Source organism: Ralstonia mannitolilytica (assembly GCF_000954135.1).
In the GTDB taxonomy this organism is placed as follows: Bacteria; Pseudomonadota; Gammaproteobacteria; order Burkholderiales; family Burkholderiaceae; genus Ralstonia; species Ralstonia mannitolilytica.
This window is the reverse complement of sequence record NZ_CP010799.1, coordinates 2,017,665-2,032,319: the sequence shown is the minus strand read 5'-3', so window position 1 is coordinate 2,032,319 and position 14,655 is coordinate 2,017,665. Positions and strand designations below refer to the sequence as shown.

General features: G+C 66.4%; 12 protein-coding genes and 3 tRNA genes. 7 read left to right on the top strand and 8 right to left on the bottom strand.

The window, feature by feature from the left end:
- Positions 1 to 2 precede the first annotated feature (2 nt).
- The 4 genes from recJ (at position 3) to TK49_RS09675 (ending at position 2,535) form a co-directional block, all read left to right on the top strand.
- The gene (gene recJ, locus TK49_RS09690) at positions 3 to 1,697 is read left to right on the top strand and encodes a single-stranded-DNA-specific exonuclease RecJ (protein ID WP_045786490.1); all 1,695 of its coding nucleotides are present in this window, start codon (positions 3 to 5) and stop codon (positions 1,695 to 1,697) included.
- Positions 1,698 to 1,867: 170 nt separating this feature from the next.
- Positions 1,868 to 2,194 (top strand): ferredoxin FdxA, encoded by a 327-nt coding sequence (gene fdxA, locus TK49_RS09685; protein WP_045786489.1) that lies wholly within the window; start codon positions 1,868 to 1,870, stop codon positions 2,192 to 2,194.
- A gap of 87 nt (positions 2,195 to 2,281) precedes the next feature.
- A tRNA-Asn gene (locus TK49_RS09680) sits at positions 2,282 to 2,357 on the top strand.
- Between the two features lie 87 nt (positions 2,358 to 2,444).
- A tRNA-Leu gene (locus tag TK49_RS09675) sits at positions 2,445 to 2,535 on the top strand.
- A 182-nt stretch (positions 2,536 to 2,717) separates the two neighbouring features.
- On the opposite strand, the gene TK49_RS09670 is transcribed toward TK49_RS09675, so the two are convergent.
- Positions 2,718 to 3,821: a YeiH family protein gene (locus TK49_RS09670; protein ID WP_045786488.1), complete on the bottom strand. Its 1,104-nt coding sequence runs from the start codon at positions 3,819 to 3,821 to the stop codon at positions 2,718 to 2,720.
- Between the two features lie 92 nt (positions 3,822 to 3,913).
- On the opposite strand from TK49_RS09670, the gene TK49_RS09665 reads away from it, so the two are divergent.
- Together TK49_RS09665 and TK49_RS09660 are read left to right on the top strand one after the other, a co-directional pair.
- Positions 3,914 to 4,846, top strand: coding sequence for a LysR family transcriptional regulator (locus tag TK49_RS09665; RefSeq protein WP_045786487.1), 933 nt, complete (start codon positions 3,914 to 3,916; stop codon positions 4,844 to 4,846).
- Positions 4,847 to 4,885: 39 nt separating this feature from the next.
- Positions 4,886 to 4,961 (top strand) — tRNA-Lys (locus TK49_RS09660).
- A 131-nt stretch (positions 4,962 to 5,092) separates the two neighbouring features.
- Here TK49_RS09660 and TK49_RS09655 read toward each other — a convergent pair.
- The 5 genes from TK49_RS09655 to gudD all read right to left on the bottom strand — a co-directional run bounded on the left by TK49_RS09655 (position 5,093) and on the right by gudD (position 12,467).
- The gene (locus TK49_RS09655; protein ID WP_045786486.1) at positions 5,093 to 6,025 is read right to left on the bottom strand and encodes an aldose 1-epimerase; all 933 of its coding nucleotides are present in this window, start codon (positions 6,023 to 6,025) and stop codon (positions 5,093 to 5,095) included.
- Positions 6,025 to 7,227 (bottom strand): porin, encoded by a 1,203-nt coding sequence (locus TK49_RS09650; protein ID WP_045786485.1) that lies wholly within the window; start codon positions 7,225 to 7,227, stop codon positions 6,025 to 6,027. Before TK49_RS09650 ends, TK49_RS09655 begins: the two co-directional genes overlap by 1 nt.
- Positions 7,228 to 7,319: 92 nt before the next feature.
- Positions 7,320 to 9,734, bottom strand: coding sequence for a glycoside hydrolase family 31 protein (locus TK49_RS09645; protein ID WP_045787832.1), 2,415 nt, complete (start codon positions 9,732 to 9,734; stop codon positions 7,320 to 7,322).
- A gap of 5 nt (positions 9,735 to 9,739) precedes the next feature.
- A complete protein-coding gene (locus tag TK49_RS09640; RefSeq protein ID WP_045786484.1) occupies positions 9,740 to 11,044 on the bottom strand; it encodes an MFS transporter in 1,305 nt (434 codons plus the stop codon).
- Positions 11,045 to 11,114: 70 nt separating this feature from the next.
- The gene (gudD, locus tag TK49_RS09635) at positions 11,115 to 12,467 is read right to left on the bottom strand and encodes a glucarate dehydratase (protein ID WP_045787831.1); all 1,353 of its coding nucleotides are present in this window, start codon (positions 12,465 to 12,467) and stop codon (positions 11,115 to 11,117) included.
- Positions 12,468 to 12,576: 109 nt separating this feature from the next.
- Here gudD and TK49_RS09630 point away from each other — a divergent pair, with 109 nt between their 5' ends.
- The gene (locus TK49_RS09630; RefSeq protein ID WP_045786483.1) at positions 12,577 to 13,332 is read left to right on the top strand and encodes a FadR/GntR family transcriptional regulator; all 756 of its coding nucleotides are present in this window, start codon (positions 12,577 to 12,579) and stop codon (positions 13,330 to 13,332) included.
- A 290-nt stretch (positions 13,333 to 13,622) separates the two neighbouring features.
- Here the strand turns inward: TK49_RS09630 and TK49_RS09625 are convergent, their stop codons facing one another.
- Positions 13,623 to 13,874 (bottom strand): GlsB/YeaQ/YmgE family stress response membrane protein, encoded by a 252-nt coding sequence (locus TK49_RS09625; protein WP_045786482.1) that lies wholly within the window; start codon positions 13,872 to 13,874, stop codon positions 13,623 to 13,625.
- A gap of 43 nt (positions 13,875 to 13,917) precedes the next feature.
- Positions 13,918 to 14,625, bottom strand: coding sequence for a response regulator transcription factor (locus TK49_RS09620; protein ID WP_045786481.1), 708 nt, complete (start codon positions 14,623 to 14,625; stop codon positions 13,918 to 13,920).
- Positions 14,626 to 14,655: the final 30 nt, after the last annotated feature.

The window sequence follows — 14,655 nt, the reverse complement described above, 5'->3', positions numbered from 1 at the left end:
GCATGACCCGCATCGCTGTCCGTTCGCACTCCGCCGAAGCCGCCACCACGCTGGCCGGCCACGGCATCCACCCCGTTCTCGCGCGCATCCTGGCCGCCCGTGGCGTCGCCCGGCCCGATGAACTGTCGACCGAGCTGTCCGACCTGCTGCCGCCGTCGCAACTCAAGGGGATCGACGACGCGGCCCGCTATCTGGCCGACGCCATCGCCGCCAGCAAGCGCCTGCTCATCATTGCCGACTACGACTGCGACGGCGCCACAGCCTGCGCCGTCGGCGTGCGCGGCTTGCGCATGCTCGGCGCGCAGGTGAGCTACATCGTGCCGAACCGCTTCGAATACGGCTACGGCTTGTCGCCGGAGATCGTGGCGCTGGCGGCGCGCGAAAAGCCCGACGTGCTCGTTACCGTCGACAACGGCATCGCCGACGTGGCCGGCGTGGCTGCGGCCAATGCGCTCGGGATCGACGTCGTCATCACCGATCACCACATGCCGGGCGCACAGTTGCCCGACGCGCGCGTGATCGTCAATCCGAACCAGCCGGGCTGCGGCTTTCCCAGCAAGAATCTGGCGGGCGTCGGCGTGATGTTCTACGTGCTGCTGGCATTGCGGGCGGAGCTGCGCAACCGGGGCGTCTTCACGCTGCAGGACCAGCCTCGCCTCGATGCGCTGCTCGACCTGGTGGCGCTCGGCACCGTGGCCGACGTGGTCAAGCTCGACGCCAACAACCGCCGGCTCGTGGCGCAAGGGCTCAAGCGCATGCGCGCGGGGCGGATGTGTCCCGGCATCGCCGCGCTCTTCCGCGTGGCCGGCCGCGAGGCCCGCCGTGCGTCCACGTTCGATCTGGGCTTCGGCCTCGGCCCGCGCCTGAACGCCGCCGGGCGCCTGGCCGACATGACGCTCGGCATCGAATGCCTGCTCACCGACGACTACGACCGCGCCCTGGCCATCGCCGCGGAACTCGACGGCATGAACCGCGAGCGCCGCGAGATCGAAGCCGGCATGCAGCAGGAGGCGCTGGCCATCCTCGACACCATGCACGCCATCGACGGCGGCGGCCGCCACACCATCGCGGTCTACAACGAGACGTGGCACCAGGGCGTGATCGGCATCGTCGCCTCGCGCATCAAGGACAAGTTCCACCGCCCCGTCTTCACCTTCGCGCCCGGCGACGACGGCGTCATCAAGGGCTCCGGCCGTTCGATTCCCGGCTTTCACCTGCGCGACGCGCTGGACGCCGTCCACAAGCGCTGCCCTGGGCTGATCGTGAAGTTTGGCGGCCACGCGATGGCGGCGGGGCTGACGCTGCGCGAAGACGGCTTCGATGCATTCGTCGCCGCCTTCGAGGCCGTCGGCCGGGAGTGGCTGACCGAGGCGCTGCTCTCGCGCGTGCTGGAAACCGATGGGGAGGCCGACCCGGATTGCTTCACGCCGCAATTCGTTGAGTTGCTCGAAACCCACGTCTGGGGCCAGGGCTTTCCAGCGCCGAGCTTCTGCGGCGAGTTCGACGTGCTGTCGCAGGCCGTGCTGAAAGACAAGCACCTCAAGCTCAAGCTCGGCCGCGGCAAACAGCAATTCGACGCCATCTGGTTCAACCACGCCGAGCCGCTGGGCGCGTCCGCCTATGTGGCCTACCGCCTCGACAACAACACCTTCAACGGCATCACCCGCGTGCAGATGGTGATCGAGCACGCGCAATAGGCTCCGCGCCGAACCTTGCGCCAGCGCATAAACACATGCCAAAACTGTCTGACGGCGCGCCAACGACGCAGCCGTCGGCCACGGCGGCTGCGTTACAATGCGTGTTTGCCGGCTGGGCAGCAGCCACGCCCGCGCACTCCACGAATTCCTAGCCTCTTCTTCCAAGCGAAATGACTCACGTCGTTACCGAAAGCTGTGTCCGCTGCAAGTACACCGACTGCGTGGACGTCTGCCCCGTCGACTGCTTCCGCGAAGGCCCGAACTTCCTGACCATCGATCCGGACGAGTGCATCGACTGCGCCGTCTGCGTGGCCGAGTGCCCGGTCAACGCCATCTACGCCGAAGAAGATGTGCCCGCCGATCAGCAGAAGTGGATCGCCATCAATGCCGAGCTCGCGCAGGCCGGCTGGCCGTCCATCACCAAGACCAAGGCCCCGCTGCCCGACGCCGACGAATGGAAGGACGTGAAGGACAAGGAGCAGTACCTCGAACGCTGATCGCTCGCCTTCATCGTCACCGCAAAAAAGGTGTTGACGGCGAGAACAGAAACTAGTTAGAATTCATTTCTTCGCTGATGCAGCGATTCCCCGATAGCTCAGTCGGTAGAGCGCCGGACTGTTAATCCGTAGGTCCCTGGTTCGAGCCCAGGTCGGGGAGCCAAAATACAAACGCCTCGCTTCGTGCGGGGCGTTTTCATTTGTGGCGGCGGCGTCGTGTATCGTCTTGCACCGGCGGATCACCGCCCAAGCCCGAGTGGTGAAATTGGTAGACACCGCGGACTTAAAATCCGCTGCGCCCTAATCGGCGCGTGCCGGTTCGATCCCGGCCTCGGGCACCATCCTCACTGCTGTCTCCCTCTTTGCTTGCCGACGCGTCATGCGTGCGATCGGTGCGTCTTCGTATTCATCGTGACGCACCACCGGTGCATGTGCCGGTCCGGTCGCGGCCCAGCGGCGCGATCAAACAACAACAGCGCGCAGGCCTCGCTTGCACCCGCGCGCATCCATCCAGTACGTCCAATCAGCCCACCAGCCAGCGCACGCCGATGTTGATGAGCGCGCCGGCGGCGACGAGCCCGACCCACAACACGGCTGCACACAGCAACGGACGCACCCCTGATTTCAGCAACATCGGCACGTGGGTCTGCGTGCCGATGGCGAACATCGCACAAGCCAGCATGGCGGTATCGATCGCGTCGATGGGCGCATGCCATACCGCCGGAATCGCGCCTGCAGAATTGGCCAGCGTCACGATCAGCAATCCCACCGCGAACCACGGCATCGCCCTCCAGGCGTGCCCTGCGGCCTTGCGCACCGCCTGCTGGCGCGAGACGGCCACGTGCGCCCGCCCGTCCGCGGCCGTCGTGCACGCCAGGATCACCAGCAGCGGCGCCAGCGCCAGCACGCGCACCATCTTGCTGACGACGGCCGCGTTGGTGGCGTCCTCACCCAAGGGGCGCGCGGCCGCAATCACCTGCGCCACTTCATGGATGGTCGAACCGATGTACACGCCAAAGTGCTCAGGCGCCACCGCCACGCCAGCATGCGCAGCCAGCGCATACAGCCACGGGTACAGAAAGATGCCGGCGGTGCCGAACAGCACCACGCTTGCGATCGCCACCGCCGTTTCGCGCGGGGAGGCCTTCACGGCGGGCGCCACTGCCAGCACGGCGGCGGCGCCGCAGACCGCACTGCCGGACGCCACCAGCAAGGCCTGCGCACGCGCCAGACCAAACCAGCGCGTGCCGATCCACGTGCCGGCCAGCATGGTCGCTGCCAGCACCACGAGCGGAATCACGACGCCCGACGTCCCCAGCTGGTGAATCTGCGCCAGCGTCAACCGGGCACCATAGAGAATCACGCCGGTGCGCAGCAGCGTGTGCCGCGCAAACTGGATCGCACCTGGGGTGAGCCAGCGCTGGTGCCCCGGCACATGCCCCACGGCCATGCCCAGCAGGATGGCCAGCGTGAGCGCACTCAGGCCGAGATGTCCGGCCCAGGGCATTGCACCCAGAGCCACCGCCACGCCGGCACAGCTCAACAAGACGGCCACGCTGGCCAACGTGCGCCCGTCAAACCCCGCTGTCGCGCTGGGGGCCGCCAATTGCTTCTGTGCAGTCGTCATCACGCTCGCCTTGCTTATTCGTTGTGCGCATAACGATATGCACATCGTGATAACCTGTAAAACAGGTAATTTTTGTCATTACAACCACTTTTATGGATATGAAAGCGCCGCGCGTAACCCTTCGGCAGTGGGCCGTCTTCGCGGCCATCGCCAAGAGCGAAACGACGACCGCTGCTGGCGAAGCTCTCGGCCTCTCGCAATCAGCCGTGAGCGCGGCGCTGGCCGAGCTGGAGTCGGCGCTCGGGCATCCGCTGTTCGACCGGCATGCACGGCGGCTGCACTTGAACGCCTTGGGCCGGCAACTGCTGCCGCAGGCCCAGGCGCTGCTCGATCACGCCGATGCGCTCGAGCACGCCACGGCGCAGCCCAATGTGCGGCTCCGGCTTGCAGCCAGCAGCACCATTGGCAACTACGTGCTGCCTGCCCTGCTCGCCGATTTCCGGCACCAGATCGCGCCAGGCAGTCAGCTCGACGTGCTGATCGGCAACACGCAGGACGTGGTAGACGCCGTGCAGCGCTTCGAAGTCGACATCGGGCTCATCGAGGGCACGTGCCGCGGCGAGGCGCTGGAGATCGAAACGTGGATCGACGACGAAATGGTCATCGTGGCCGCGCCAGGGCATCCGCTCGCGCGCGGAGCCGGCCCCGTCTCGCATGCGGCACTGCGCGAGGCGGGCTGGCTGATGCGCGAGCCGGGCTCCGGCACCCGCGAGCTTGTCGACAGCCGCATCGCATCGGTGGTGGGGCCGCTGCATGTCGCCCTGGAGCTGGGCCACTCGGAGGCGATCCAGCGCACGGTGACGGCGGGCTACGGCATCAGTTGCCTGTCGCGCCACGTGGTTGCCGACGCGCTGCGCGACGGACGGCTCGTCGAGGTGGATAGCGGCCTGCCGCGCATCGCCCGGCCGCTGCTCATCGTGCGTCACCGCGACAAGCACCCGACGCATGGCCTGACGCAGTTCATCAGCGCCCTGCGCCGCCACGCCACCGCGCCGGATTCGAAAAAAAATCGCGCGGGGGACTAGCGCGATCCGAAAAAGGTTGTTATAGTCTCGTTTCTTCGCGGGGCGTTAGCTCAGTTGGTAGAGCAGCGGACTCTTAATCCGTAGGTCGAGTGTTCGAGTCACTCACGCCCCACCAGAACTCGCGTAAAAAGCCCAGTCCTCACCGACTGGGCTTTTTGCTTTTGTACTCGAAGACATTGCCGCCCCTTCCCTGCTCTGGGCCATGGCGCGGAATGCCACGCGGTGCACCACAGAGGTGGCGCGCCACTAGTCGGCAAGGTCGATGCGCAGCCGCATGCGCAGGCTCAACGTCTGACCGGGCTCCAACGCGCGCAGCCCTGTGCCCTGCCACCCCTGCGCCGCCAGGTTTACCGCATCGGCAACGTGCGAAACCGGCTCCAGACAGAAATAGGACTGGCCGCCCGGCGCATGCAGGATGCAATGGTCCAATGCTCCTTCTGCGTCCAGCGTGAGCGTGCCCTCTGCGCGTGCCAGCACGGCCTGCTGCTGCCAGTCGCTGTAGTAGACGCTGAGGGCTTCGGGCAGGGCGCGCAGCTGTCGAAAATCTTCGCGGGGCGCGACACGCTCGCGGCGCAGGGCGACTTCGCCGGCGTCGGTCGGCCACATGGTTCGCGCATCAAACTGCACTCGCGTATCGGCGGTCCGGGTGAAGTACGGATGAAAGCCGCCGCCGGCCGGCATGCTGCTGTCGCCGTCGTTACAGAGCGTCATGACGGCGTCGAGCCCTTGCTCACTGAGTACGAACGTCTGGGTAGCGGTCAAGGGCCACGGCCAGTTGCCGGGCTCGGGCGCGTATCGCAGGCCCAGCACGATGGACGAAGCGGTGTGCTGCTCCACGTCCCATGCGCGCGCATGCGCCAGCCCGTGCATGGCATGGGGCTGGCCCGGGTGCGGGGCGAGATGGACGGTCCGCCCATTCCATGGGAAGCGCGCATCCCGGATGCGGTTGGAAAACGGCAGCAGCGGATAGCAGCCCGCCTTGGGCCAGGCCAGCCCGTCGAACCCGTCACGCAGGCACTCTGCTGACATCGGGGCCAGCCAGTCGATGCGCTGCCCGCCAGCGCCCACCGAAGCCAGCGAAGCGATGCGGCCCCCGGCGGCCGGCGCGACGGCCATCGTCAGTGCGCCGGCCTGCAATGTGTGCACCGGCCCCGGTGCCAGCCACGACGTACCCGCCATCAGAACGAATGCCGGATGCCGACCATGCCCACGAACTGGCTACGCCCGTTCGACGGCGTGCCGTTCTGCGAATCGCCCACCGACGCCACGGCGTCAACCATGCTCGTGCCGGCGCCGCTCGCGCGCAACGTCTGTCCGCTGGCCCGCTGGTACGCCTCGATCGCGTAGAAGGCCGTACGCTTGGACAACGAATAAAGCTGTTCCATCGAGAACTGGTTGTACTTGGCCGGCGACGTGATGCCGTTGCGCGCCTTCTCGGCGGTATAGCTGTAGCCGAACGCGAGTGTCAGCGCGGGCGTGGCTGCATACGTGGCAATGGCGCCCACGGTGTTGAACGTGGCCGATTGCGTGAACAGCGACGTGGCGCCCGGCTTGTACTGCACGTTCGAGTAGTTCAGCCCGACCATCACCTTGCCGAAGGTGTAGCGCGCCGCGGTGGCGATGAGCTGGGCGGTATCCGCCGATGCATAGCCCGCGTTGACCGGCGAGTTGTTGGCGAACGTGCCGACGTTGCTGAAGTTGCCGGCGGTCGTGCCGTTCGACACGTTCTTCAGGCGCGTATAGCCGGCGCCCCACGAGAACGCCTGGTAGTCGTAGCGCAACGCCGCACTGACGCTGCTGCCGTGGGAAATGCTGCCCGCCTGCTCGCCAAAGCCATACTGCACGCCAGCCTGCAGGCCCCCGAACACCGGTGACGTATACGTGATGGAATTGTTGAAGCGCAGCGTGGTGTCCAGCGCATCGACGTCACCCGGGTGGGCGCCGGTGGCGCCGGTCAGGACATTGGTCGGTCCGAGCGATGCCACGTACTGGAAGTACGGCGTGTACTGACGACCCAGCGTGACCTGCCCGTAGTTCTTGTTGTTCAGGCCCACGTAGGCCTGCCGGTTGAAGAGGAAGCCGGCCTGGCTCTGCTGGCCCGTGTCGGCATTGAAGCCGCTCTCCAGCCGGAACAGTGCCAGGTTGCCGCCGCCCAGATCTTCGGTGCCATACAAGCCGAACTTGCTCGCCAGGAGCGCGCCCGAGTTGATGTAGGTATTGGAGTGCCCGCCCTGGTTGCTCGAATACGCGAACGCGTTGTCCACCACGCCATACAGCGTGACCGATGTCTGCGCAGACGCATGCATTGAAGCGCCCGCGCACAGCAGCGCCGCCGATACATAGAGCGGGGTGAGGGAATGCTGGGCTCGTGTGGTTTCCATCGTTGTGATCTCGGTTGTCTCCTGCACCAAGGAAAAACCGCGCGCCGCCGGGCTCTCCGGATCCCGATGCCGGCACGCGATCGGATGCGGCACTAGGCCTGCAACTGCAACGTCAGGCGGCGCCAGCCACCCTCGACAGCGGTCTCCAGCACGCGGGCTTGCGGCGTTTGCACGGTTCGCGCATCGCCTGCGGGCAGGAGAATTTCAACGGTATCGGCCCGCGTCGGCATGCGGCCTTCGCGGGAAACATGCAGCGTGACGGTGTGGGCGTCTGAGACGGCCCGCACATGCCAGCGGCCATGCTGCCCTTCCCGCCACGCTTCGGTTTCGCCGTCGTCTTCGATGCAGCCGCCGACAGCCTCGCCCGCACCCCGCACGGGCACGAGGAGAAAGCCGCGCTGGTCGGCGCGCCGGTCGAAATGCTGCTCGGCCACGTTCAGCGCGATGACGCCGCCTTCGCGGATCAGCATCACCGGCTGATCCCACGGTGCGGGCAGGGTGACGCTCCGGCCGCCGTCGAACGCTTCGCCGCTCCAGTACGACACCCAGCGTGCGCCGGCCGGGAGATACACGGTGCGCTCGCTCTGGCCTGGGTCCACGACGGGCGCGGCCAGCAGCGATGCGCCGATCATCATGTCGTCGCACTCGTCGTAGCAGCGGCGATCTTCCGGGAACTCGGCAAAGGTCGGCTTGAGCACCGGCTCGTAAGCCTGCGTCGATTGCCACAGCAGCTCGTACAGATACGGAATCAACCGGTAGCGCAGCTTGATGAGCGAGGCAATTTGCGAGGTGACCTGCGGATACATCCACGGTTCGTTGACCGTCTTGTCGTCGTTCCACGAGTGGATGGAGAAGCGCGGCAGGAACACGCCAAAGGCCACCCAGCGTACGAGCAGCTCGGGCGACGGCGCCGGGCCGGCAAACCCGCCGATGTCGTGGCCGATATTGGAGACGCCCGAGAGCGCGAGCCCCAAGCCCATCTTCAGGTTGTAGCGCAGCGTCTCCCACGACGTGTAGTTGTCGCCGGACCACGTCTGCACGTAGCGCTGCATGCCGACGCCGCCCGAGCGCGAGACCAGGAACGGCCGCCGCTGCGGTGCGTACTCCAGTTGCGCTTCGCGCGACGCACGCATCATCAGCATGGTGTGCAGCACCTTGGCCTCGCGGATCGGCGTCTTCTTGCCGAAGCCGTGCGCGAACGCGTTGGGCGTCCAGACCTCGAACTCGTTGTTGTCGTTCCACGTGGCGGCCATGCCGTAGTCAAGCAGCGCGCTCTTGACGTTGGCCTTCCACCAGTCGAGCGTCTTGGGGTTGGTGAAGTCCAGATATGCACCGACCTCGTCCCAGAACTGCACCCACGCCGGTTCGCCATTGGCATCGCACACCAGCAAGCCGGCGGCTTTGGCTTCGTCAAACTTCGGGTGGTCGCGCAGCAGGCACGGCTTGATGTTCGGACACAGGCGGATGCCTGCATCCAGGTAGCTCTGCACAAAACCGCGCGCATCGGGGAACTTGTCAGTGTTCCAGTGGAAGACGTAGCGCTTCGGCCCGATGGACGTGTAACCCGACGACAGATGGAACGAATCGCACAGGATGTCGTGCTTTCGGCAGCCGTTGATGAACTCGGCCATCTGCTCCTGCGCGTTGGGCGCGTCGGTGTACGTCATGGTCGAGCCGGAATAGCCCAGGCCCCACTTCGGCATCCACGCCGGGCGGCCGGTCAGCCATGTGAAGCGGCGCGTGGCATCGAGCGGTGTGTCGGGCGAAGCAATGAAGTAGTAGTCGAGATCGCCAAACGGTGCAACGAAGTAACGATAGTGGCCGTGGTAGTTGTCCAGCTCGCGGCCCATGTCGAAGCTGCAGTCCGACAGCGTGTCGTAGAACAGCCCGAAGCCGGTGCGGTTTTCCGGGTGCCACGTCACGTAGAACGGGATGTGCTTGTACAGCGGATCGGTCGTGCGCGCGCTGTAGCCCATCGCGTCGATGTTGCGCATCTCATAACGCTGGTGTGCGCGGTTCATGTCGCCGGCGCGCTCGCCCAGGCCGAAATACATCTCGCCGGGCTCGCGGCGCACGTAGTGATAGACCTGCTCGTCCCAGTAGCCGAAGTTGTAGGCCTGCGTGGCGCGGTCGGCCAGCACGGTCTGCCATTGGCCCGATCGGCCGCGCGTCTCCCAGGTGCAGAAACCACCTGCGAGCGCAATGCTCAGGCGGATCTTGGTGGTCTGCACGCGCAGCGTGTCGGCGTCGGCGTGCAGCGCAAACGCCGGCAGGCTGAAGCCGCTCATGTCGCGCCGGTCGCGCCCCTCGAGCGGCGCGTCTTCCGCGCCGGGCGCAATCGACCACGTGGCCGGGCCACGCAACTCCCCGTGCGGCAGCACGAGCACGCGCAGGATGTCGTCTTCCAGCACAAAGACTTCAATGGCGGCGCCGGTGCCGCTTGCCAGGCGCAGGCGATTGCCTTCGCGCGCCTGCAGGTCAAATCGGGGGGGATGCAGCAAGGACATCGTCTTCAACTCAGCTTTGAAACAGGAAGGGAGGACTGCGCCTGACGCGCCGCGCGCTCCTCATGGGATTGTCCGCGGATCAGCACGATCAGAAGCACGGCGCCGGTCAGGTCGAATGCGCCGAGCATGCCGAACAGCGGCCCATAACCGATCTTGTCAGCCAGCGCCCCGACCAGCAGCGAGAAGCCCAGGCCGCCGATCCACGCCGACATGCCCGCAAAACCGCTGGCGGTACCGACCTCTTCCGGGTCGAACACATCGGCGGAAAGCGTGTTGACCAGGCCCGAAATCATCTGGTGCGCAAAGCCGCCCACGCAGAACAGCACGATGGCCGTGTACGGCGAAGCGACCAGCCCCACGCACGCCGGGCCGATCATCATGACCGCGCCCAGCACGACGCCGCACACGCGCGACCACACCAGAGGAATGCGGAAACGCTTGATGAGGAACGGCGACAGGTAGCCACCGGCGAGGCCGCCGAGGTCGGCCGCCAGGAACGGCAGCCACGCAAACATGGCGATCGCCTTGAGATCGAGGTGGCGCTCATTGACGAAGTACAGCGGGATCCAGAAGCTGAACGTCTGCCAGGCCGGCTCGGCAAAGAAGCGCGCGAGCGCGATGGCCCAGAAGCGGCGCGACGTGACGACGTCCTTGACCGGCCGCTTGCCGCGCTCGGCAGCCACGGGGCGCAGCTGTCCGCCGATGATCTTTTCGCGTTCGACGCTGGAGAGCGCGGGATGGTCCTTCGGCGAACGATAGAACGCGAACCACAGCGCCGCCCACAGGAAGCCGATGGCGCCCGTCACCACGAACGCGGACTGCCACCCATATCGCAGATGCAGGAAGATCACCAGCGGCGGCGCCAGCATCGCGCCAAGCGAGGTGCCCGAATTGAACCAGCCGACGGCCACGGACTTTTCCTTGTCGGGAAACCATTCGGCGACGGCCTTCATGCCCGACGGAATGGCCGCGGCTTCCGTCAACCCCATCAGCGCGCGAAAACCGGCAAGCGAGAGCCAGCCGCTCGCGCCCGCATGCAGCACGCCCGCAAACGACCAAAGCACGCCGAACAGCGCAAAGCCGATGCGCAGTCCGACCAGATCGACAATGAACCCGCACACCGGCTGCATGATCGTGTAGCCGACCTGGAACGCGGCGACCACGTAGGAGTACTGCTGGGTGCTCATCCCCAGTTCGTCCTTGAGCGTGGGCGCGAGCACGCCCAGCGAGTTGCGCGCCAGATAGTTGATGATCGTGCCCAGGCACACCAGCACGATGATCCACCAGCGCAGTCCCTTGATGGTCTTCACGGTTTGTCTCCGGATCTTTTTATATTGGGTAAGACACGGGCAGCGCAGACCGCCCGCGGGTGTTGCCTGCTCAGCGGACCATGCAGGGCCGCTTGTTGTCGAACTGCCAGTTGGGGATCAGCTGGCGCATGGCGATGGCATCGTCCCGCGCGCCCAGGCCATGCTCCTTGTAAAGCGCATGCGCCTTTTCGATCTCGGCCATGTCGAGCGTGACGCCCAGGCCCGGCGCGGTCGGCACATCGATCTCGCCGCCGACGATCTGGAACGGCTCGCGCGTGAGCCGCTGGCCGTCCTGCCAGATCCAGTGCGTGTCGATGGCGGTGATGTTGCCCGGCGCGGCGGCCGCCACGTGCGTGAACATCGCCAGCGAAATGTCGAAGTGGTTGTTGGAGTGCGAGCCCCACGTGAGGCCCCAGTCGTCGCACATCTGCGCCACGCGCACCGAGCCCTGCATCGTCCAGAAATGCGGATCAGCCAGCGGAATATCGACCGAATGCAGCTGGATGGCGTGACCCATCTGCCGCCAGTCCGTGGCGATCATGTTGGTGGCGGTGGGCAGGCCGGTCGCGCGGCGGAATTCGGCCATCACCTCGCGGCCGGAGTAGCCGTTCTCGGCGCCACACGGGTCTTCGGCGTAGGCCAGCACGTCGTGCTTGTCGCGGCACAAGCGGATGGCTTCTTGCAGCGACCACGCCCCGTTCGGGTCGAGCGTGACGCGCGCCTCCGGGAACGCTTCGGCCAGCGCGGTGGTGACGACCATCTCCTCGTCGCCGCTCAGCACGCCACCCTTGAGTTTGAAGTCCTTGAAGCCGTAGCGCGCGTGTGCGGCCTTGGCCAGCCGCACCACGGCTTCGGGCGTAAGCGCCTCCTGGTGGCGCAGGCGTGTCCAGTCGTCGGTGGCGTCGCTGCCGTCGGCGTAGTCGAGGTCGGTGCGCGTGCGGTCGCCCACGAAGAACAAGTAGCCCAGCGCCGGCACCTTGGTGCGTTGCTGCCCCTGCCCCAGCAGCGCGGCCACCGGCACGCCCAGATGCTGGCCCAGCAGGTCGAGCAGCGCGCTCTCCAGCGCGGTGACGGCGTGCACCGTGGTGCGCAGGTCGAACGTCTGCAGGCCGCGCCCGCTGGCGTCGCGGTCGGCAAACTGCCGGCGCACGGTATTGAGCACATTGTTGTAGGCGCCGATCGGTTGTCCGACCACCAGGGGCGTCGCGTCTTCAATGGTCTTGCGGATGGCCTCGCCGCCCGGCACCTCACCCACGCCGATATGGCCGTCGGAATCTTGCAGGATGGCGATGTTGCGAGTGAAGAACGGGCCATGCGCGCCGCTGAGGTTCAGCAGCATGCTGTCGCGGCCGGCCACGGGAATGACCTGCAGGCGTGTGACGCGCGGGCCGTGCTTGGCGGCTTGGGGGGGTTGGTGATCCATCGTCATCGGTGATATGTCATCAGTCGTCGTACAACATGGACGACGACTATAATGGACACTTCCCAACGGGGTCACCCTGGTAAACCCGCAATCCGCCGCCGGAGACCGCATGCCCGACACCAGCCCGCCCGCAACGCTCGTGCGCCGCACCCAAAGCCTCGCAGACGTTGTGGTGGACCACATCAAGGGGCGCATCGCCATGGAATCCCTGCGCCCGGGCGACAAGCTGCCCACCGAATCCGCGCTGATGGAAACGCTGGGCGTGAGCCGGACCGTCGTGCGCGAGGCGATCTCGCGCCTGCAGGCCAAGGGGCTCATCGAAACGCGCCACGGGATCGGCAGCTTCGTCCTGCCGCCGCGCACCGACAACAGCATCCCGCTGGGCGAGGCCTCCACGCTGCACGACATCCTGTCGATGCTGGAACTGCGCATGGCCATTGAAACGGAATGCGCCGGACTGGCCGCGCAGCGCATCAGCGCTGCGGAAATCGACGCGCTGCGCGCCGCGCTCGACGCCATCGAGCAGGACCAGGCCGAGGGCCGGGACAGCGCGACCTCCGACCTGCAGTTCCACCTGAGCATTGCACGCGCCACGGGCAACGAACACTTTGTCGGCGCCCTCGCCCAGCTTGGCAAGACGCTCATCCCCCGCACCCGCATGGACCTCGCGCAGGTGGGCTACCTCAACGCGCCCGAACTGCGCGCGACGGTCAACCGCGAGCACCACAGCATCTTCGACGCCATCGCCCGCAAGGACCCGGAGGCCGCGCGTGCCGCCATGCGCATGCACCTGTCCAACAGCCGCGAACGCCTGCGCAGTGCGCACGAGGATGCCGGCCGGCTCGCCGCACAAGCGTCGGCCTGAGCGGTCAACCGAAGTCCGCCAGAGTTGTCTGACGTCTTACGAAAAAACCGGCGCCGCCTGGGGCCCGTTGATAAACATTTGCATTCCCGGCCGCTCAGCCACGTAACCTGAGCCTGCACCGACCCCTCGTGGGTGCGCTTTGGCCGCGGAAGAGAGAGCTGCGGTCACTTGGCCCTGATGCTCCCGTCCTGAGCGTCAGGGCATTTCTTTTGGGCAACCGGTTCGCACGTCGGCTGCCGGCAACAAAAAAGCCCCGATCTTCGGGGCTTGGCGCCATGGACCGCAGCGCTTCAGCGCTCGCGCATCAGGAGGTGGTGGCCCGCCAGGAGGATGACGGCGCCCATCATCGCGCCGATCCAACCCGCAGACTGGCCGGGCTGGTACCAGCGCAGCAACTGGCCCAGAAAGCTCGCGGCCAGCGCGCCTGCCACGCCTAGCATCGTGGTCAGAGTGAAGCCCGTGAGGCCGCATCCCGGAGTGATCCACCGCGCAACCAGCCCTGACAGGAAGCCGATCAGGGCCGTGAGAATAAGCAGATGCATGACGTCGACTCCGCGGCTCGAACGCGCTGCGGACGCATGTGCGTCAGTTCGGGCCCACGGTTTCCATCACGCGCTCCAGGCAGAAGCCCTGCCCGTAGATGGCGCGCAGGCGCAGGCCGTTGTCGGGACCGAGCAGCAGCTTCTTGCGCAACCGCGAGACATGCGTATCGAGCGTGCGCGAATACGGGCTCAGTTCGCGCCCCCACAACGCCAGTTCGATGTCGGCGCGCGACAGCACGCGGCCCGCATTGGCGAACAGCAGCAGGGCGAGCTCGAACTCGCGCGCATGTACCGATACCAGCGTATCGCGCAGGCGGATGGCGCGGTTCTGACGATCGATCGTGTAAGGCCCCAGCTGAATTTCAGAAGCGCGCACGGCACGGCTCACGGCAAAGCGGCGGATCAGCGCATCGAGCCGCGCGAGCAGCTCGGGCGGACGGATCTCGCCCTGGAAGCACAGGTCTGCGCCGTGATTGAGCGCGTCGGCGGTTTCGGAATCGGCATGGCCATCGGCGAGGTAGACGATGGCCATGCCCGGCCCCACGCGCTCGCGCACGGTGCGCACGAGCGACAGGCCTGGCATGTCGTGCGCATGGGAACCGACCATCAGCAGGTTGATGCCCTGCAGGTCAATGGCTTCGAAGACCTGGCGTGAGAGAAACAGGGGCACGCATTCAAAGCGCGTCGGCTGCAGCGCAGAGTGGATCGCCTGCTGACGGGCGAGATGCGTGTCGATCAGACCGATTTTCATGGCTCGGTTTCGTGGTTGGCTACGCGTGGC